19 protein-coding genes and 1 pseudogene are annotated in these 18910 nt (G+C 70.3%); 2 read left to right on the top strand and 18 right to left on the bottom strand.

Annotation, left to right across the window (positions count from 1 at the left end; all coding sequences use genetic code 11):
- Positions 1-101 precede the first annotated feature (101 nt).
- Positions 102-947, top strand: a complete 846-nt coding sequence (locus ACZ5NH_RS11840; RefSeq protein ID WP_468774548.1) for a siderophore-interacting protein — start codon at positions 102-104, stop codon at positions 945-947.
- Positions 948-960: 13 nt separating this feature from the next.
- On the opposite strand, the gene ACZ5NH_RS11835 is transcribed toward ACZ5NH_RS11840, so the two are convergent.
- The 3 genes and pseudogenes from ACZ5NH_RS11835 to ACZ5NH_RS11825 form a co-directional block, all read right to left on the bottom strand.
- Positions 961-1893, bottom strand: a complete 933-nt coding sequence (locus tag ACZ5NH_RS11835) for a 5'-nucleotidase (RefSeq protein WP_451551915.1) — start codon at positions 1891-1893, stop codon at positions 961-963.
- A gap of 74 nt (positions 1894-1967) precedes the next feature.
- Positions 1968-2096, bottom strand: a pseudogene (locus tag ACZ5NH_RS11830) (ABC transporter permease); the annotation flags it as partial.
- A gap of 10 nt (positions 2097-2106) precedes the next feature.
- Complete coding sequence (locus tag ACZ5NH_RS11825; RefSeq protein ID WP_468774546.1) at positions 2107-2688, bottom strand: GNAT family N-acetyltransferase; 582 nt, start codon at positions 2686-2688, stop codon at positions 2107-2109.
- Positions 2689-2753: 65 nt separating this feature from the next.
- On the opposite strand from ACZ5NH_RS11825, the gene ACZ5NH_RS11820 reads away from it, so the two are divergent.
- Positions 2754-3704 (top strand): RluA family pseudouridine synthase, encoded by a 951-nt coding sequence (locus tag ACZ5NH_RS11820; protein WP_468774544.1) that lies wholly within the window; start codon positions 2754-2756, stop codon positions 3702-3704.
- A 44-nt stretch (positions 3705-3748) separates the two neighbouring features.
- Here ACZ5NH_RS11820 and ACZ5NH_RS11815 read toward each other — a convergent pair whose 3' ends face one another.
- The 15 genes from ACZ5NH_RS11815 to pafA all read right to left on the bottom strand — a co-directional run bounded on the left by ACZ5NH_RS11815 (position 3749) and on the right by pafA (position 18903).
- Positions 3749-5233, bottom strand: coding sequence for a cytochrome P450 (locus ACZ5NH_RS11815; RefSeq protein ID WP_468774542.1), 1485 nt, complete (start codon positions 5231-5233; stop codon positions 3749-3751).
- Positions 5234-5279: 46 nt separating this feature from the next.
- On the bottom strand, positions 5280-5900 hold the full coding sequence (locus tag ACZ5NH_RS11810; RefSeq protein ID WP_468774540.1) for a GTP-binding protein: 621 nt from the start codon (positions 5898-5900) through the stop codon (positions 5280-5282).
- Entirely contained in the window at positions 5881-6303 is a 423-nt protein-coding gene (locus ACZ5NH_RS11805) for a DUF742 domain-containing protein (protein ID WP_468774538.1), read from the bottom strand. The genes ACZ5NH_RS11810 and ACZ5NH_RS11805 overlap by 20 nt, the downstream gene beginning before the upstream one ends.
- Entirely contained in the window at positions 6300-6704 is a 405-nt protein-coding gene (locus tag ACZ5NH_RS11800) for a roadblock/LC7 domain-containing protein (protein WP_351242683.1), read from the bottom strand. The genes ACZ5NH_RS11805 and ACZ5NH_RS11800 overlap by 4 nt, the downstream gene beginning before the upstream one ends.
- The gene (locus ACZ5NH_RS11795) at positions 6701-8368 is read right to left on the bottom strand and encodes a sensor histidine kinase (RefSeq protein WP_388626358.1); all 1668 of its coding nucleotides are present in this window, start codon (positions 8366-8368) and stop codon (positions 6701-6703) included. Before ACZ5NH_RS11795 ends, ACZ5NH_RS11800 begins: the two co-directional genes overlap by 4 nt.
- A 344-nt stretch (positions 8369-8712) precedes the next feature.
- Positions 8713-11565, bottom strand: a complete 2853-nt coding sequence (locus ACZ5NH_RS11790; protein ID WP_468774535.1) for a DEAD/DEAH box helicase — start codon at positions 11563-11565, stop codon at positions 8713-8715.
- Positions 11566-11649: 84 nt separating this feature from the next.
- Entirely contained in the window at positions 11650-12594 is a 945-nt protein-coding gene (gene tatC, locus ACZ5NH_RS11785) for a twin-arginine translocase subunit TatC (RefSeq protein WP_388626362.1), read from the bottom strand.
- Between the two features lie 47 nt (positions 12595-12641).
- Positions 12642-12926: a Sec-independent protein translocase subunit TatA gene (tatA, locus tag ACZ5NH_RS11780; protein WP_388626364.1), complete on the bottom strand. Its 285-nt coding sequence runs from the start codon at positions 12924-12926 to the stop codon at positions 12642-12644.
- A gap of 239 nt (positions 12927-13165) precedes the next feature.
- Entirely contained in the window at positions 13166-13360 is a 195-nt protein-coding gene (locus tag ACZ5NH_RS11775; RefSeq protein WP_388626366.1) for a hypothetical protein, read from the bottom strand.
- Positions 13361-13370: 10 nt separating this feature from the next.
- Complete coding sequence (locus ACZ5NH_RS11770; RefSeq protein WP_388626619.1) at positions 13371-13631, bottom strand: hypothetical protein; 261 nt, start codon at positions 13629-13631, stop codon at positions 13371-13373.
- Positions 13632-13774: 143 nt separating this feature from the next.
- A complete protein-coding gene (locus tag ACZ5NH_RS11765; protein ID WP_388626368.1) occupies positions 13775-14764 on the bottom strand; it encodes a helix-turn-helix transcriptional regulator in 990 nt (329 codons plus the stop codon).
- Positions 14765-14778: 14 nt separating this feature from the next.
- A complete protein-coding gene (locus ACZ5NH_RS11760; RefSeq protein ID WP_451551906.1) occupies positions 14779-15732 on the bottom strand; it encodes a helix-turn-helix transcriptional regulator in 954 nt (317 codons plus the stop codon).
- 180 nt (positions 15733-15912) lie between these two features.
- Positions 15913-16284 (bottom strand): FKBP-type peptidyl-prolyl cis-trans isomerase, encoded by a 372-nt coding sequence (locus ACZ5NH_RS11755; protein ID WP_228618670.1) that lies wholly within the window; start codon positions 16282-16284, stop codon positions 15913-15915.
- 111 nt (positions 16285-16395) lie between these two features.
- A complete protein-coding gene (locus ACZ5NH_RS11750) occupies positions 16396-17397 on the bottom strand; it encodes an FKBP-type peptidyl-prolyl cis-trans isomerase (RefSeq protein ID WP_468774531.1) in 1002 nt (333 codons plus the stop codon).
- Between the two features lie 144 nt (positions 17398-17541).
- On the bottom strand, positions 17542-18903 hold the full coding sequence (gene pafA, locus ACZ5NH_RS11745; protein ID WP_055709514.1) for a Pup--protein ligase: 1362 nt from the start codon (positions 18901-18903) through the stop codon (positions 17542-17544).
- Positions 18904-18910: the final 7 nt, after the last annotated feature.

Raw genomic sequence — 18910 nt, 5'->3', positions numbered from 1 at the left:
AATATTCCGGCAAAGGCTCACCGCCGGTGTCCGGGACAGAGGTGTGACCGCAGGGCGAGATGCTAACTTAGGTAAACCTAACCATCTTGCAGGAGGCCGTGATGGCAGAGCGTCCGGTACGAAAGCCGCGCAAGCCCCGCACCGCCCACGTGGTCCGCACCGAGCGGCTGACCCCGCACATGCAGCGTGTGGTGCTCGGCGGCGAGGGTCTTGCCGACTTCGGGGCGGACACCTGCACCGACCACTATGTGAAGCTGCTCTTCGGCCCCGAGGGCGTGACCTACCCGGAACCCTTCGACCTGGAGCGGATCCGCGCGGAGTTCCCGCGGGAGCAGTGGCCGGTGACCCGGACCTACACCGTGCGCGCCTTCAATCCCGAACTCCGCGAGCTGACCCTGGACTTCGTCGTCCACGGCGACGAGGGCCTGGCCGGCCCGTGGGCATGCCGGGTGCGGCCGGGTGAGGCCGTGCGCTTCCTGGGCCCCGGCGGTGCCTACGCCCCCGATCCCGCGGCCGACTGGCATCTGTTCGCCGGTGACGAGAGCGCGCTGCCCGCGATCGCACGGTCCCTGGAGGCGCTGCCCGCCGACGCCCGCGCGCATGCCTTCGTGGAGGTGTCCGGCCCCGAGGAGGAGCAGAAGATCGACTCCGATGTGGCGGTCGTCTGGCTGCACCGCGGGGACCGGCCGGTCGGCGAGGCGCTGGTGGAGGCCGTACGCGCCCTTGAGTTCCCCGAGGGCCGGGTGCACGCGTTCGTGCACGGCGAGGCGGGCTTCGTGAAGGAGCTGCGCCGGCTGCTGCGGGTCGAGCTGGACATCCCGCGCGAGGACCTGTCGATCTCCGGCTACTGGCGCCTGGGCCACAACGAGGACGGCTGGCAGGCCTCCAAGCGGGAGTGGAACGCCCGTATCGAGGCCGAGCAGGAGAGCGGCGCGGCGGCGGCCTGAGCGCGGCCCCCGCTCAGGTCTCGTTGATCCTGCCGAACGGGATGTGCACGCTCGGCGTCGTTCGGGACGTGCTCTGCAGGTGCGTCACCTGGTCGTCGAAGAAGATGTGCGGTCTGAGTACGGTCATGACCGCGCTCTTGTCGATGCCGCCGAGGAAGAAGGCGCCGTTGACGGTGACGCCCCACTGCTTCAGGCTCCGCACGGCCCGCTCGTGGGCCGGTGCGGCGCGCGCGGTCACGATGGAGACGTGGATCCGGCTCGGGTGGTCCGGGTCGGTCCTGCGCCGCTCCTCCTCCCGGCGCTGTATCCGGTTCACACCGGCGAGGAAGTCCCGCAGCGGTCCCGGGTCGTGCGGGGTCGCCGCGTTGCGGGTCTCGTGCGCGCGGAACTCCTCCAGGCCGCCGGACTGGTACACCTGCTCGGCGGCATCGCTGGCGAGCACCCCGTCGAAGTCGAACGCGATCCGCAGCTCCGGGTCGTCCGGGTCGTCCGCGTACGACGATCCGAGCACATGCCCGGCCGGCAGGCCGGCCGCGACCGCCTCGCGTACGTCGTCGCCGTTCGCGGACAGGAACAGGGACATGTTCAGCGCGGTCATGAACGCGTACGGCGACCTGCCCTGCATGAACACGGCCCGGCTGACCGGCAGTTCATGGGCCTCGATCGAGCGCATGACCCTGAGGCCGGTGTCGGGGTCGTTGCGGGAGAGGATGATGACCTCGACGAGCGGGTCTCCCGGCTCGCCGAGGTCGTTCAGCGACAGCAGCCTGCGGATGAACGCGAACGCGACCCCGGGGCGGAGCGTGTTGTCCACGTTCTCCTCCTGGTGGGCCCGGTAGGCCTCCTCGCCCTGCTCGCGGAAGACGGCGTCCGACTCGCGCAGGTCGAACAGGGCGCTGGAGGCGACACCGACGACGAGCCGGTTCGCGAGGTCGTAGGACGGCATGTCCTCCATCTTCACACCGGGCACGGCATGCGCGTTCACACCGACCATCTTCACACCGGGCACGGCATGCGCGTTCACACCGACCGCTGGCAGGAGCGGAAGGTGCGGATGGACAGCCACACCGCCGCGATCGCCGGCGCGAGCAGCGCGCCCCCGCGACCGAGGGCCTCGCCCCACTCGGGATGCTCGGCCGGCGCCGAACGGGCGCCGGGCTCAGTCGCCCCGCACGCGCGCGTGCAGATGCATGTCGTGCCAGCCGTCGGCATGGAGCAGGGCGCTGCGCTTGGTGCCCTCGGCGGCGAAACCGGCCTTGACGGCCACGCGGCAGGATGCCTCGTTGGCGGTGGCGTGCGAGAGTTCGAGGCGGTGCAGACCGATCTCCTCGAACGCCCAGCGGGACAGCGTGGCGGTGGACCGGACCGCGACACCGCGGCCACGTGCGCGTGCCACCGTCCAGTACGCGACCTCGGCGCAGCCGTCGCCGAGCGCGATCTCGCGCAGCGCGACCCGGCCGAGCAGTTCGCCGGTGCCCGCGTCCACGACGGCCCACTGGGCCTGGCGCTCTTCCTTCCAGCAGCTCTGCCACTGCGCGATCCAGCCGGCGACCTCCTCCTCGGAGTCGGCGGACCTGATGTGCCACTGGTGCATCAGCGGGTCCTGGAAGGCGGCGTACACGTCGGGCGCGTCCCTCGCCTGCCAGGGGCGCAGCAGCAGCCCGTCGCCGGTGGGAAGGCTGGGCTGGGGGACACGGGCGAGGGTGCCGGCCGGCACGACCGGGCTGTTGAGATACGGCATGATCGACATCCTGCCCCCCGCACGGCCGCCGGCCCACCGGTTTGCGCCTCGTACCCTTGACCCCGATGAGACGCCGTACGCCACTCCCGCCCGCCCCGCTCCCCCAGCGCGACGGGGTCGACCCCGTACGGGTCCGGCTGCCGTACGGCGGGACGTGGGCCACCGTGCGGGAGCATCTGGTGGAGCGGCTGACGGGGGCCGGGCCCGGGATGATCGAGTCGATGTTCGACTCCGGGCTGGTCGTCGGTGCCGATGGGCGCGCGGTGGCGCCGGACGCGCCGTACGAGCCGGGGATGTTCGTGTGGTTCCACCGCGAACTGTCCGCCGAGGTGCCGGTGCCGTTCCCCGTGCACGTCCTCCATCGCGACGAGCACATCGTCGTCGCCGACAAGCCGCACTTCCTCGCCACGACCCCGCGCGGCAGCCATGTGGCCGAGACCGCGCTGGCCCGGCTGCGGTGCGAGCTGGACATCCCGACGCTGACCGCCGCGCACCGCCTGGACCGGCTGACGGCGGGGCTGGTGCTGTTCACCGTGCGGCCCGAGGAGCGCGGGGCGTATCAGACGCTGTTCCGGGACCGGCGGGTGCGCAAGGAGTACGAGGCGGTCGCGCCGTACGACCCCGCGCTGGCCCTGCCCCGGACCGTGCGCAGCCGGATCGTGAAGGAGCGCGGGGTGCTGGCGGCCCGGGAGGTAGAGGGGGAGCCGAACGCCGAGACCCATATCGAGGCGGCCGGGCACCGCGGCGGGCTGGCCCGGTACCGGCTCGTCCCGGCGACCGGGCAGACCCATCAGCTGCGGGTGCATCTCAACGCGCTCGGTGTGCCCATCCTCGGCGACCCGCTCTATCCGGAGGTGACCGCCCCGGTGCCGGCCGGCGACTTCCGGCGCCCGCTGCAACTGCTCGCGCGGAGGCTGGAGTTCACCGATCCGGTCACCGGCGCGGAGCACACGTTCGTCAGCGGACGCGTGCTCCAGGCCTGGGAGTCGTACGACGGCTGGGCGGCCCGGGGCTGAGCACTCCGGGGGAAGAGCCGCGACGGGCCGCCCTTGGGGCGCGGTTACTCCCCGCGCCACCAGTCCAGCAGCCGCCGCCAGACGCCCCGTCGGCGCGCCGCCGGCTGCGGAGCCGTGGGGTAGGGCTCGGGCACGACGGGAGGGGGGGTGGTGGGGCGGGGCTCCATGGCGGGCTGGTCGAGGTGCGCGGTGCCGGGCTGCCCGGTGCGCTGCGGCGGGACCGGCACGGGCCTCGGCAGCGCGTTGACGTCCTGCTGCGGCTTCGGCTCGAAGCGCACGGGCAGCGACACCAGATGCCGGGAGGCGATGGACGAACGCCAGGTCAACTCCTCCTCGGCACAGTCGAGCTGGATGTCGGACAGGCGGATCAGCAGGGCGTCGACGCCGACGTCGGCGATGGCCCGGCCGATGTCCTGGCCGGGGCACTCGTGCGGACCGCCGCCGAAGGCGAGATGGGAGCGGTTGCCCTGCATGCTCGCGGACAGGTCGGGGCGGATGCGCGGGTCGAGGTTGCCCGGCGCGGGTGCGAAGAGCAGGCCGTCGCCCTTGCGGATGCGCTGCCCGCCCAGCTCGGTGTCCTGCTTGGCGTAGTAGCCGAGGACGGTGCTGAACGGCGGCTCGTCCCACAGGGACTGCTCGATCGCCTCCGGCACGGTCATCTGCCCGCCGCTGAGCTGGGCGCGGAAACCCGGCTCGGTGAGGACCATGCGCAGCGCGTTGGAGAGGAGGTTCACGGTGGCCTCGTAGGCCGCGAAGAGGACGAGCCGCAGATGTTCGCGGACCTCGTCGTCGGTGAGCCCGGCCGGGTGGGTGACGAGGTGACTGGTGAAGTCCTCCTGGGGCCGGGCGCGGCGCCGGGTGGTGAGCCGGCTCAGCGCGTCCATGACGTAGGCATGGCTCTGGATGGCGGTCTCGGTGCCCTTCAGGGCGTCCCGGGCGGCCTGCACCATCCGGTCGTTGTACTCCTCGGGCATGCCGAGGATCTCGCACATCACGGCCATCGGCAGATGCTCGGTGAACTGCGAGACCAGGTCGGCCCGGCCGCGTTCGCAGAAGCTGTTGACCAGGCCCTGGGTGTGGCGGCCGATGTGGCGGCGCAGCGTGCGGTGGTCGATGGTCTCCATGGCCGCGGTGACCGCGGCGCGCAGCCGCTGGTGCTCGTCGCCCTCGGCGTGCGAGCAGATCGGCTGCCAGGCGATGTGCGGCATCAGCGGGTGGTCGGGCTTGACCATGCCCTCGGTCAGCGGGCCCCAGATACGGCTGTCACGCGTGTACACGGAGGGGCTGCGCACCAGCTGCTGGTTCTCGGCGTGCCCGAGCACCACCCACATCGGTACGTCGTCGTGCAGCAGCACGGGTGCCACGGGGCCGTGCTGTTCCCGCAGCCGCTCGTAGAGGTCGCCCAGATCCTCCGCGTCGGGGCCGTAGAGCCGGTGCAGCCCGCCGGGGCCCAGGCGGTGCGCGGGGCAGCCCGGCGGAGGTCCGGGGGTGGGGTCTGTGTCGGTCAGGGACGGGGATTCAGACGTCACGGTGTCGCTCCGGAACGAAAGGGGGTGGGGGTCGGTCGGCCGGGGATCAGATCAGGGCGCGGGACAGGGCGATCGAGTGCAGGAAGCGCATCAGGGTCATCAGCACGTCCTTGCTGGAGGCCCGCCGGCGTACGTCGCACTCCGTGATCGGGATCTCCGGGGTCAGGTCGAGCGCGGTGCGCAGTTCCTCCACGGGGTAACGGGGCGCGTCGGGGAAGGAGTTGACGGCAACGACGAAGGGCACGCCGCGCTCCTCCAGCCGGCCCATGACGTCGAAGCTGACCTCGAGACGCCGGGTGTCGACGAGGACGACCGCGCCGAGCGCGCCCTCGAACAGCCCGTTCCACAGGAACCAGAAGCGTTCCTGGCCGGGGGTGCCGAAGAGGTAGAGCACCAGCTTGTCGGTGATGCTGATGCGGCCGAAGTCCATGGCCACGGTGGTGGCCGTCTTGGACTCGGAACCGTAGTTGTCGTCCACGCCGATGCCGGCCTGGGTCATGGTCTCCTCGGTGGTCAGCGGTCTGATGTCGCTGACGGAACCGACCATGGTGGTCTTGCCGACGCCGAAGCCGCCCACGATCACGATCTTCACCGCGGTCTCGGCCGTGTGCGGCAGATGATCCTCGGTGCGTGGTCCGGGGATGGTGTCAGAGCCGTTGAAGTCCATGCATCACCGCTTCGAGGAGTGAACGGTCGGGGAGCGCCCGGCGGACGATCGGGGCGCGCACCTGCACCAGTTCGGCCGTGATCAGCTCGGTGATCAGGACGGTCATCGCGCTGAACGGCAGATTCAGGTAGGCCGAGAGCTCGGCCACGGACAGGGGGTTGGCACACAGCCGCAGGACGGCGGCCTGCTCCGGTGAGGCGGCCATGTGCGGCGCGTCGCGCGCCACGATCAACGTCACGAGGTCGAGCTCGGCGCGTGCGCCGTCCTCGGATCCGGCGACGGTGTACAGCCGTTCGGGGTTCTTGGGCTCGGCCTCGCCGTCGGCCGGCCCCGGTGCCGGTGGCTGCGGGGGTGGAGGCGGTGGGGGCTTCGGCTCGCGCCGTTTGCGTCGTGGAGGAGTCATACGGTCTGCCCGTTCCGCCGGGGCGGACTGGTGAGGTGGGCTCCGATCCGGACGACCAGGTCGCGCATCATGCCGCTCATCCGGCCCGGCTCGCAGGTGACGTCGGCGAGTACGGCGAGGTAGGCGTTGTCGCCGGCGTTCATGAGGTAGAAGTAGCCGCCGTCGATCTCGAAGACGACGACCTGCATGTCGCCGGCGCCGGGGAGTTCCTTGATGATGGCGCCGGCCAGGCTCTGCACGCCCGCGCAGGCGGCGGCCACCCGGTCGGCGGCGTCGGGGTCGCCGCCGTAGCGGGCGATGCGCAGTCCGTCCGCGGAGAGGACCACGATCATCTCGATGCCCGGCACGCCGTCGTTGAGCTGCTTGAGCATCCAGTCGATGTTGCCTCGCTGCTGGATCACTTGAGGTCCCCCTCGTCGTCGGCCTCGGTGGTGCCCTCGACGGGCTCGTCCGCATAGTCGTTGAGCAGGTGCACGTACTTTTCCGGGTGCCTCGTGAAGTCGGTCAGCTCGGGCCCGGTGGCGCCCTCGGGCATGCCCTTGCGCAGGCCGTTCCAGAAGTCCTCGATCCCCTGGCCGAGCGGCCGCTCCATGAGCTTCTTGCGCACGGGGTCGATCTCGGGCTCCGGTTCCGGCTTGGGCTGCGACCAGATGGTGGGCCTGCCCTCGCGCTCGGCCTGCTCGATCTCGGCCTGCTCGGCGAAGCGCTGGCTGATCGGGGTCTTCATCCGGCTGCGGCGCTGCGGCAGGCCGCCCGCCGTCCACTCGGTGACCACCGGGACGTCGTCCTCCATGGAGATCCCGGCCGGGATCTTGGGGCTGGTGGGGCGGCGCCGCTTCGGCGGGCGCTTGGGTCCCTCGACCGCGCCGAGCGCGGGAATGGGGGTGCCGGTGGCACCGATGCCGTGGGCGGCGCCGACACCGGGCTCGGTGGTCGTCATCACGCGCGGCACGACGAGGATCGCGCGGCAACCGCCGTAGGCGGAGGCCCGCAGCGAGACCTCCATGTCGAACATCTTGCACAGGCGGCCGACGACCGCGAGGCCGAGGCGCGGGTTGTCGCCGAGGTTGTGGGCGTCGTCGAGGTTCTTGGCGTCCTCGATCATCTTCTCGATGCGGGCGCGGGACTCCTCGGTGAGGCTGACCCCGGCGTCCTCGATCTCGATGACGATGCCGGTCTGCACCTCGGTGGCGGTGACGTGCACCTTGGCCGTGGGCGGCGAGTAGCGGGTGGCGTTGTCGAAGAGCTCGGCGGCGGCGTGGATGACCGGCTCGACGGAGGTGCCCTTGATGTTGATGTTGACGATGGAGTTCAGCTGGATGCGGCGGTACTCCAGGATGCGCGACATGGCACCGCGCAGCGTGCTGTAGAGGGAGACCGGCAGCGGCCACTGGCGGCCGGGACGACCACCGCCGAGGACGGAGATGGTGTCGGCGAGCCGGCCGATCAGCGAGGTGCCGTGGTCGATGCGCAGCAGGTCGTCGAAGACCTCGGGGTTGCGGCCGTGGTCCTCCTCCATCTCCCGCAGTTCGTTGGACTGCTGGTGGACGATCGCCTGGACGCGGCGGGCGACGCTCACGAACGACTGCTCGGTGGCGTCACGCATGATGATCTCGCGCTCGGCTCCGCGCATCGCGGCGCGGAACATCTCCCGGTAGGAGTCGGGCAGGCTGCGCAGTCCGGGGTCGACGTCGTAGCCGTTGACCATCACGTCCCGCAGCGGTTCTCCGGCCCGCAGGCGCAGATGGCCGTGCGGGATGATGTCGCTCGCGAAGCGCCCGATCAGTTCGTCGTGGGCGGCGAGCCGGTGCTCCAGATACGCGGTGTGACGGGCGTGCTCGGCCTGTTCCTCGCGTAGTCTGCGGCCGCGGCGGGCGGCTTCCGCGCCTGTGACGAGGACCAGCAGCAGGGCCACGGCCCCGACCACGCCGACGACGATCCGGGCCGACGCCGGCCCCAGGGCGATGGCCGCACCGGTCGCGGCGACCATCAATATGGCCGGCGGCAACAGCACGCGAGCGTAAGGCCGTTCACGGCCACCGGGAGGCTTCTGAACACTCACCATGGATGCCTTCTGGGATGAATCGGCTGGGTGTCGGGGGAGCTTTTGCGGGGAAGGTTCATGGAACTGTCGGGATCTATCGCATGATTGGGAACAGGCGCACGAATTCACCTCAACTCGGTGCGCCGCGGGCGAGCTTAGTCCGACCGGATCATCGCCGTGTCATATTCAGCAAGCACCTGAAATCGCCCGTGCGACGGGAGTACGCTCGCTCCATTTACACGCTCAGCACGTATTCGAACACGTTTGGTCACGGCGTACGGGCGTGCGAAAGTGACTCACCGTGATAGGCGAATGGGGGCCCGAAAGGGCCCCCAATGCAGTCGTCCGCTCCGGCGAACCGGAGATCACCCGACCGACGAGTAGGCGACGACTCCCCGCAGCAACTGATCAACGGCCTTGCGCGCGGCCTTCGCCACGGTCGAGCCCTCGAAGGGGGCCGCCGCGGAGACCTGGCCCAGCACGTCGATGACCTGCTTGCACCAGCGCACGAAGTCTCCCGCGGGCATGTCCGCCTCGCGCAGCACCTCGTCGAGCCCCTTGCCCGAGGCCCACATGTACGCCGCCCAGGCGAAGCCGAGGTCCGGCTCACGCTGCCCGACGCCCTCGGTCTGGTTGATCCGGAACTCCTCCTCCAGAGCGTCCAGCCGGCCCCAGATCCGGACCATCTCAGCGAGCGCCGCCTTGGCCTTGCCCGAGGGCAGCTTGGGCGCCATCGCATCGTCGCCGACCCGTGCCTCGTACACCAACGCCGAGACGCAGGCGGCGAGTTCGGCGGGGCTGAGCCCCTCCCAGACCCGCTCGCGCAGGCATTCGCTGGCCAGCAGGTCCAGTTCGCCGTACAGCCGGGCCAGGCGCTTGCCGTGTTCGGTGACCTCGTCGGCGCGCAGATAGTCCAGCTCGGTCAGCAGGGCCACGATCCGGTCGAAGGTCCGCGCGATGGTGTTCGTACGGCCCTCGATGCGGCGCTCCAGCTGCGAGGTGTCGCGCAGCAGCCGGTGGTAGCGCTCGGCCCAACGGGCATGGTCCTCACGGTCGTTGCAGCCGTGGCAGGGATGCGCGCGGATCGCGGTCCGCAGGCGGGCGATCTCGCGGTCGTCCGCGGCCTGCGAACGCTTCTTGCGGGCCCGCTCCGGCGGGATGTGCCCGGCCTTGGTGCGCAGCGCGGAGGCGAGGTCCCTGCGGGACTGCGGCGAGCGCGGGTTGAAGGACTTCGGGATCCGCATCCGGTCCAGCGGCTCGACCGGCACCGGGAAGTCCATCGACGCCAGCCGCTTGACCTGACGTTCGGCGGTCAGCACCAGCGGGCGCGGGCCGTCGAGGTGGTCGAGGCCGCGGTGGCCGTTGGACCGGCCGGCGGGCAGGCCGGGGTCCAGCACCAGGGCCAGGCCGGCGTACTTGCCCGTGGGGACGTGGATGACGTCGCCCGGCCTGAGCCGCTCCAGGGCGCTGGCTGCCTCGGCGCGCCGCTGGTTGGCGCCCTGCCGGGCCAGCTCGGTCTCGCGGTCCTTCAGCTCGCGGCGCAGGCGCGCGTACTCCTCGAAGTCGCCGAGGTGGCAGGTCATGGAGGCCTTGTAGCCGGCCAGGCCCTCCTCGTTGCGCTGCACCTGGCGGGAGATCCCGACGACCGACTTGTCGGCCTGGAACTGCGCGAAGGAGGTCTCCAGCAGCTCGCGCGAGCGGTGCCGGCCGAACTGCTCGACCAGGTTGACCGCCATGTTGTACGACGGCTTGAAGCTGGAGCGCAGCGGGTACGTGCGCGTGCCCGCGAGACCGGCCAGGTGCTCGGGGCTCATGCCGCGCTGCCACAGCACGACCGCATGGCCCTCGATGTCGATGCCCCGGCGGCCGGCGCGGCCGGTCAGCTGGGTGTACTCGCCGGGCGTGATGTCGGCGTGCTGCTCGCCGTTCCACTTGACGAGCTTCTCCAGCACCACCGAGCGGGCGGGCATGTTGATGCCGAGGGCGAGGGTCTCGGTCGCGAACACCGCCTTGACCAGGCCGCGGACGAACAGCTCCTCGACAACCTCCTTGAAGGTCGGCAGCATGCCCGCGTGGTGGGCGGCGATACCGCGCTCCAGGCCCTCCAGCCACTCGTAGTACCCGAGGACGTGCAGATCCTCCGGCGCGATGTGGGCGGTGCGCTCCTCGACCAGGGCGCGGACCTGTTCCCGCGCATCCTCGTCGTTCAGCCGCAGGCCCGCGTACAGGCACTGCTGGACGGCGGCCTCGCAGGCGGCGCGGCTGAAGATGAACGTGATGGCCGGGAGCAGGCCCTCGGAGTCCAGGCGCTCGATGACCTCGGGCCGGCCCGGTGTCCATACCCGCGAGCGCTGTCTGCGCTCCCGCTCCCGGTCGGCCTCGCGCATCGCACGGCCGCGTCTGCGGTCCTGGTACGACGGCCGGGTCGCCTCCATGCGGGCGAGGCGGGCGAGGTCGGGGTTGACGGCCTTCTTGTGGCCCTCGCCCTCCTCGAACAGGTCGTACATCCGCCGCCCGGCGAGGACGTGCTGGAACAGCGGCACGGGCCGGTGCTCGGAGACGATCACCTCGGTGTCGCCGCGGACCGTGTCCAGCCAGTCGCCGAACTCCTCGGCGTTGGAGACGGTCGCCGACAGTGACACCAGGGTCACCGACTCGGGCAGGTGGATGATCACCTCTTCCCAGACGGCGCCGCGGAAGCGGTCGGAGAGGTAGTGCACCTCGTCCATGACCACGTAGCCGAGGCCGAGGAGGGTCTGGGAGCCGGCGTAGAGCATGTTCCGCAGGACCTCGGTGGTCATCACTACCACCGGGGCGTCGGAGTTCACGCTGTTGTCGCCGGTGAGCAGGCCGACCTTGCCGGTGCCGTAGCGGCGGCACAGGTCGGCGTACTTCTGGTTCGACAGCGCCTTGATGGGTGTCGTGTAGAAGCACTTCTTGCCCTGCTGCAGGGCGAGGTGGACGGCGAACTCGCCCACGATCGTCTTGCCCGAGCCGGTGGGGGCGGCCACCAGTACGCCCTTTCCCTCCTCGAGTGCCTGGCAGGCCTCGATCTGGAAGGGGTCGAGGCCGAAGTCGTACATCTCGCGGAAGGACGCGAGCGCGGTGGCCTGCTCGGCTGCCCGCCTGCGGGCTGCCGCGTACCGCTCGGCCGGAGAGAGGTCCTCTGTCATCGTGCTTTCGAGCGTACCGGGCCCCACTGACAACAGGACGATCATTATCCGGAACGTGCGCTGATCGGCAAAGCCGGATGCCCCCGACCCTGGGGGCGGGGGCATCCGGCGCGGTTGTGGTGCGGCGGCTCAGGTCACGTCGTCGTAGCCGTTGACCCGGTCCGTGCCCGTCTGCTCGGGCAGCGCCCGGCTGGCCGCGACGGGCTCGATCTCGCCGATGTCCTCGGGGGTGAGGTCCAGCTCGGAGGCCTCGTCGTCGGCGGGGCCCTCCGCCTCGCGTCGGGCCCGGCGGCGGTCGTTGAGCAGCGAGAAGCCCACAGCGATGAAGAACAGTCCCCAGATCGGCGCCGCCAGCGCCAGCATCGTGCCCGGGTCGGGGCTGGGCGTGGCCACGGCCGCGAAGGCGGCGATGCCGACGATCATGCCCCGCCACCAGCCGAGCATCCGCCGGCCGGACAGGATGCCGGTGAGGTTGAGCATCACCAGCAGCAACGGCATCTCGAAGGCGAGGCCGAACACGACCACCATGCGCGTGACCAGGTCGAGGAGCTCGTCCAGCGGGAGCAGGTTCTCCGTACCGCTCGGCGTGAGGTCGACCAGGAACTTCGCCGTCACGGGCAGCACGTGGTAGGCGAGGTAGCCGCCGACCAGGAAGAGCGGGAAACCGAGACCGACGAACGCGTAGGCGTACTTCTTCTCGTGCCGGTGCAGGCCCGGTGCGACGAACGCCCACAGCTGGTAGAGCCACACCGGCGCCGCCAGCACGACGCCGGCCGTCAGCGCGGTCTTCAGGGCCAGAGTGAACGGCCCCAGCAGACCGCTGACCGTGATGTGCGCGCAGTGGGCGTTCTTGGTCTTGACCAGCTGCCCGAAGGTCTGCCCGCAACCGACCGAGTCGAGCACCGGCCGGGTGATGAAGTTGATGATGTCCTTGTAGAAGAAGGCCGAGATCACCGCGACAACGACGATCGCCAGGACGCCCTTCGCGAGCCGGTTGCGCAGCTCACGCAAGTGATCCGCGAGCGGCATCCGCCCCTCGGGATCCTTCTCCTTGTTGCGGGCAGACTTGGGCAACCCACATCCTCATCTCGTGCAGCGGACCGGATGCCCCGGTCCTCGCGTCAGCGCTGGGTCGTGTCCGTCGGCTCGTTGACCGGCCGGGAGCTGGTCACATCGCCGGGCGCGGCCTGGATCGTGCGCTGAGCCGGGGACTGCTCCTCGGCGGGCTGGGCAGAGGTGGCGGGCTGCTTGCCCTCGTCCTTCATCGCCTTGGCCTCGCTCTTGAGGATGCGCGCGGACTTGCCGAGCGAGCGCGCCATGTCCGGAAGCTTCTTCGAGCCGAACACGAGAACGATCACCAGAACCAGGAGCACCAGGTGCCACGGCTCAAGTGCGTTGCGGAACATAGTCTTCACCTTCTCACTGAGGCGGGGCGGCGGGCTGTGTCCGGCCGGTCGGACATGTGTCCGAGCATCGTGCTGGCAGCGATCGTAACGCCCGGGGGTGAACACAGGACAATCCCCGTGCGTACTACCGCTCCCTCTGCGGACCGCGCCTTGTCATCCGGGCCGCGATCACCAGCGTACCTGGACGGGCCGGTCGGGTGACAGGGCGAAGTGACCCAAAGCGCACGGTCCTGCGGGTATTACAGCGCGTCCACCGCAGAGGCCGCGCTGACCGCGGCCCGCTCCAGATCCTCGGCCGCCCTGCTGATCCGGCGCGCGGAGTCCGCGACCTGCTGCCCGAGACGCCGGGCCTCCAGGAAGACCCGGACGGCGAGCACCCCCAGCACCGCGAGACCCAGGAAACCCATCGCTACCGCGAACATCGGCCAGAACATGACGTCGAGACTAGACGGTGCTGTGCAGCCGCAGCGTGCGCACCCCGCCACCGGTGAGCAGCTCGACGATGCGCTCCCCGGCGGGCTTGCGGACGGCGGCCCCGCACTCGGGGCAGGTGAAGGAGTAGAACGTCGTCCGGCTGGTGGCGCCGATGGCCAGGCGCAGCGCGCTCGCGGCGAGCTCGAAGCGGCCCCGGCAGTCGGGACAGCCCGCCTTGAACACCACGGGGACCACTCTCCGCATCCCGGCGAAGGCGGCCGCCACCGTCATCTCACCCGCACGCTCGCTCACAGCCCTCGCTCCTTCTTCTGGTCGTGCAGCGATCGCCGGCTTCGCCCGCGACGCCGTCGTGGCTGCGCCCACGCGGCAAAGCCGCATGTCCGACACAGCTCTGCGCCCTCGGGGGCGCTGCCTCACTGCGACGCCGTGTCGTACGCCGCCAGTGCCTCCGCCGCCGCTCTGCGGGCGCTGTCGGCCAGCTCCGGTGGGGAGACGATCCGGCCGTCGCGGCCGAGGCGCAGTGCCAGGCGGCGCAGGGAGGCCGGATCGGGGGTGCGCAAAGTGATACGGAGCCCGCCGTCGGGAAGCTCATCGGCGCTGTCGTGCGGGTAGTACTCGGCCACCCAGCGGCCGCCCGGGCCGACCTCGACCACCACCTCGGGGTCCTCGGCGGCCGGCTGCACCAGGGCCTCGGAGAGGTCGCGCAGCTCCACCTCGGGCGGCGCGGACGGCTCGTCCAGGATCCTGATCTCCGCGACCCGGTCGAGCCGGAAGGTGCGCCGGGCCTCGGAGCGGCGGCACCAGGCCTCCACATAGGTGTGGCCGACGCTGACCAGGCGGATCGGGTCGATCTCACGCTCGGTGACCTCGTCGCGGGCCGGGGAGTAGTAGCGGATCCACAGCCGGCGGCGCTCGGAGATCGCCCGGTCGACGTCGGCGAAGACCCCGCCCTCGGACTCGAAGGTCACCGACAGCCGGGCGCTGGCGCCGGCCGCCTCACCGGCAGCGGCCTCCACCTTGGCGGTGGCCCGCAGCAGCGCCTGACGGTCGCCCTCGCGCAGGCCCGGCAGGGTCGACACCGCGCGGGCGGCCACCAGCAGCGCGGTGGCCTCGTCGGCGGCCAGTCTGAGCGGCTCGGCCGCCTCCTCGCCGAGCGCCGCCGGGTTGTGCCACCAGATGCGCTCGCCGTCGGTGTCGATGTCCAGCAGATCACCGCCGCGGAAGCTGGTGCCGCACATGGGCAGCAGATCGAGGTCGGCGACCAGCTCGTCCTCGGTGATGCCGAAGGCACGCGCGACGTCCGCGATCCGGGCGCCGGGGCGCTCCCGGAGATAGGTCACCAGGGAGAGCATCCGCCGGGTCTGGTCGATGGCGTTCACGGGCCTGACCGGTTTGCCTGCCACAGTCCTGCTCCCCCTCAGCCCTTGGCCACGGCACGCAGCCGGTCCACCACGTCCGCGCGCAGCTCGGCCGGCTCCAGAACCACCACGTCCGGCCCGAACTCCACCAGCCAGGCGTCCAGGCCGTGCCCGTACGGAATCTCCAACTCGTCCCAGCCGTCGCCGAGTTCCCGCACCATGGAGGCCTTCGCCCGAAGGGGGTAACCGGCCCCGGAACGCAGCCGGATCAGCGCCGTACCGTCGGCGACCTCCCCCGCCCAGCTCGCCACGGTCTCGCGCACGGTGACGACATCGGGCACGGGCGCGGTGAAGCCCGTACCGCGCGAGCGGACCCGGCCGGTGATCCGGGACAGCCGGAAGACACGCTCGGCACCCCGGTCCCGGTCGAAACCGGCCAGGTACCAGTGCCCGCGCCAGCACTCCAGCGCCCACGGCTCCACATGCCGGGGCTCGGGGCGGGCCGCGGAGGCCTTGCGGTAGTCGAAGACGACCGGGCGGCGGTCCCGGCAGGCCAGCATCAGCGGCTCGAAGGCGGCCTCGTGCACCGGGATGCGCGGCTCCAGCGCGCCGTGCGCCTCGTACGGGTCGACGTCCTCGGGGAGGCCTGCGGCGCGCAGCTTCTGCAGGGCACCGCTGGCCGCGCCGGCGAGACGGGCCTGCTGCCACACCTTCGCGGCGAGACCGAGCGCCGCGGCCTCCTCGGCGTCCAGGGTGATGGGCGGCAGCCGGTTGCTGTCGCGGCGGGCTAGGTAGCCGACCTCGCCGTCGACGTTCTCCACGGTCGCGATGACCAGGCCCAGCTCGCGCAGATCGTCCTTGTCCCGCTCGAACATCCGGTTGAAGGAGTCGTCGGAGCCCGCCTCCAGGTAGGCCTCGATGGACTCCCGCAGCTCGCGCTTGCTGAGAGGCCGCCGTGTGCCGAGCAGACACAGCGCGAGGTTCATCAGCCGCTCGGCCTTGGCAATGGCCATCGACGCCCTTCGCCTTTCCTATGGTGCTTCCGACCGATGACCGTACCGCTCCCGGGTGCGGTGACAAAAGCCGAGGGCCCATGCCCGAACAGGCATGGGCCCCAGGTGATCGGAACCGGTCGGACACGACCGGTCGATCAGGTGTGGATCACGTGTGGATCACAGGGGACCGGGCGGGGATCAGACGCCCAGCAGGTCCACCACGAAGATCAGCGTCTCGCCGGGCTTGATCGCCGGGGTCGGGCTCTGGTTGCCGTAGGCGAGGTGGGCGGGGATGGTCAGCTGGCGACGGCCGCCGACCTTCATGCCCTGCACGCCCCGGTCCCAGCCCGCGATGACCCGGCCCGCACCCAGCGGGAAGCGGAACGGAGTGCCACGGTTCCAGCTGGCGTCGAACTCCTCGCCGGTGCTGAAGGCGACACCCACGTAGTGGACGGTGACGGTCTGACCCGCCTGCGCCACCGGCCCGTCGCCCTCCCAGATGTCCTTGATCTCGAGGTCCGCCGGGGGCTCGCCACCAGGGAAGTCGATCTCGGGCTTCTCGATGCTCACGTCAAAAGCTCCTGCTTGTGTACGACACGAAACGTGGACAGTCTTTCATCTCGGCAGCCCCGAAGCCCGCCACGGACCACCGGCGTCCCCACGGGCCACGGACACCACCGGCTACATCGCCGCGAGGATGTCCACCGTGTAGACGAGTGTGGAGTCCTTCTTGATGACCCCGCCGGGCGGAGTGGTGGCGTAGCCCAGCCCCGGCGGTACGACGACCAACACGCGGCTGCCCACCTTCTTGCCGGTCAGGCCCTGCGCCAGGCCAGGGACCACCTGCTGGATCTGCGCCAGCGAGAACTGGCTCAGCCGCCCCGAGCCGTACGTCCGCTCGAAGGTCTTGCCGCTCTCCCAGACCAGCCCCTGGAACTGGCACAGGACCGTCTGGTCCGCCTTGAGCTCGGGACCGTCGCCCTCCAGGACATAGGTGGACACGAGCTTCTTCGGCGGGTGCGGCTGCCGGATGGTGACCTTGGGAACCTTGCCGTCGGTGTTCGTGGCGACCTCCGGCAGCGCCGTGTCGGTCTGCGGGACCGGCTTGCCCTGGGAGGAGCTCTTGGAGTTGAAGACATCGATCAGGTCGACGACGAAGACCATCGTGTCGGTGCCCTTGATGCCCGCCTGCGGTTCACCCGACTTGCCGTAGCCCCAGGTGGGCGGCACCGCCATCAGGACACGGCTGCCGGCCTTCTTGCCCGCCAGCCCGTACCGCCAGCCGTCGATGCTGCTGCCCTGGGCGAGTTGAATGACCAGCGGGCTCTTGCGGTCGTAGGAGTTGTCGAAGACCTTGCCCGTGTTCCAGATCTGACCCAGATAGTTCGCCTGGACGAAGTCGTTCTCCGCGACCGTACGCCCACCGCCCGCGATCACCGTCTTCACCGTCAGGTTCTCCGACGGCTCGCCCGGCCCCTTGGCCACGGTCGGCTTCTCACCGAACTTGGTGCCCGCCGTGATCGCCGGCAACGGCCCCTCCACGATCTTCGGCGGAGGCACCGTAGACACCGACGGCGACGGCGAGACACTGGTCTTGCTCGAGCCGGACTTGCCGCCACCGCACCCGGCGAGCGTGACCAGTCCTGCGGGAACGGCGGCGAGGAGAAGTGAACGTCGGCGCACGGGAGAGCCTCGTAATCGATCGATCTTGCGGATGGCGTGCGCGCAACTCTACGACGCGAGAAGGGCGCCGTACGGGAAACGTACGGCGCCCGTGTGGCGTTCCGGCATTTCACCACCCGAAACGCTTGACTCACCCGCTTTCCGCTACATCCCGGCGATCAGCTTCTCCACCCGGTCGTCCACCGAACGGAACGGGTCCTTGCACAACACCGTGCGCTGCGCCTGGTCGTTGAGCTTCAGATGCACCCAGTCGACCGTGAAGTCCCTGCGCTGTTCCTGTGCCCGCCGGATGAAGTCACCGCGCAGCCGCGCCCGAGTCGTCTGCGGCGGGACCGACTTGCCCTCGAAGATCTTCAAGTCGTTGCAGACCCGGGCCGCCTGACCCTTCTTCTCCAGCAGGTAGTACAGGCCACGACGACGATGGATGTCGTGGTAGGCGAGGTCTATCTGCGCGACCCGCGGATGCGACATCGTCATGTTGTTCTTGGCCCGGTACCGCTCGATGAGCTTGTACTTCATCACCCAGTCGATCTCGGTGGCGATCCGGTCCAGTTCCTCGGTCTCGATCGCGTCCAGGGTGCGGCCCCACAGCTCCAGGACCTGCGCGACCGTACCGGTACGGATGCCCCGCCGGTCACAGAAGTCCACGGCCTTGTCGAAGTACTCCCGCTGCACCTCCAGCGCGGAGGCCTCCCGGCCGCTGGCCAGTCGCACCTTGCGCCGGCCCGTGATGTCATGGCTGACCTCACGGATCGCCCGGATCGGGTTCTCCAGCGTGAGGTCGCGCATCACGGTGCCCGCCTCGATCATGCGCAGCACCAGGTCCGTCGCGCCGACCTTCAGCAGCATCGTCGTCTCGGACATGTTCGAGTCACCGACGATGACATGCAGCCGGCGATAACGCTCCGCGTCCGCGTGCGGCTCGTCGCGGGTGTTGATGATGGGCCTCGAACGGGTCGTCGCCGAGGACACACCCTCCCAGATGTGCTCCGCGCGCTGACTCACGCAGTACACGGCACCACGCGGTGTCTGCAGCACCTTGCCCGCACCGCACAACAGCTGCCGGGTCACCAGGAACGGGATGAGGATGTCCGCGAGCCGCGAGAACTCCCCGTGCCGGGCCACCAGATAGTTCTCGTGGCAGCCGTACGAGTTGCCCGCCGAGTCGGTGTTGTTCTTGAACAGGTAGACGTCGCCCGCGATTCCCTCCTCGTGCAGGCGTCGTTCCGCGTCCACCAGGAGTCCTTCGAGAATGCGCTCGCCGGCCTTGTCGTGGGTGACCAGTTCGATCACGTTGTCACATTCGGGGGTCGCGTATTCCGGATGTGAGCCCACGTCGAGATAGAGCCGGGCGCCGTTTCGCAGAAAGACATTGCTGCTGCGGCCCCATGACACGACACGGCGGAAGAGGTACCGCGCCACCTCGTCAGGAGACAGGCGCCGCTGTCCCCTGAACGTGCACGTGACGCCGTACTCGTTCTCCAGCCCGAAAATGCGGCGGTCCATGACTGAA

Source organism: Streptomyces sp. NPDC031426 (assembly GCF_055581585.1).
The sequence above is the reverse complement of the archived record's forward strand: the minus strand, read 5'-3'. Positions and strand labels throughout refer to the sequence as shown.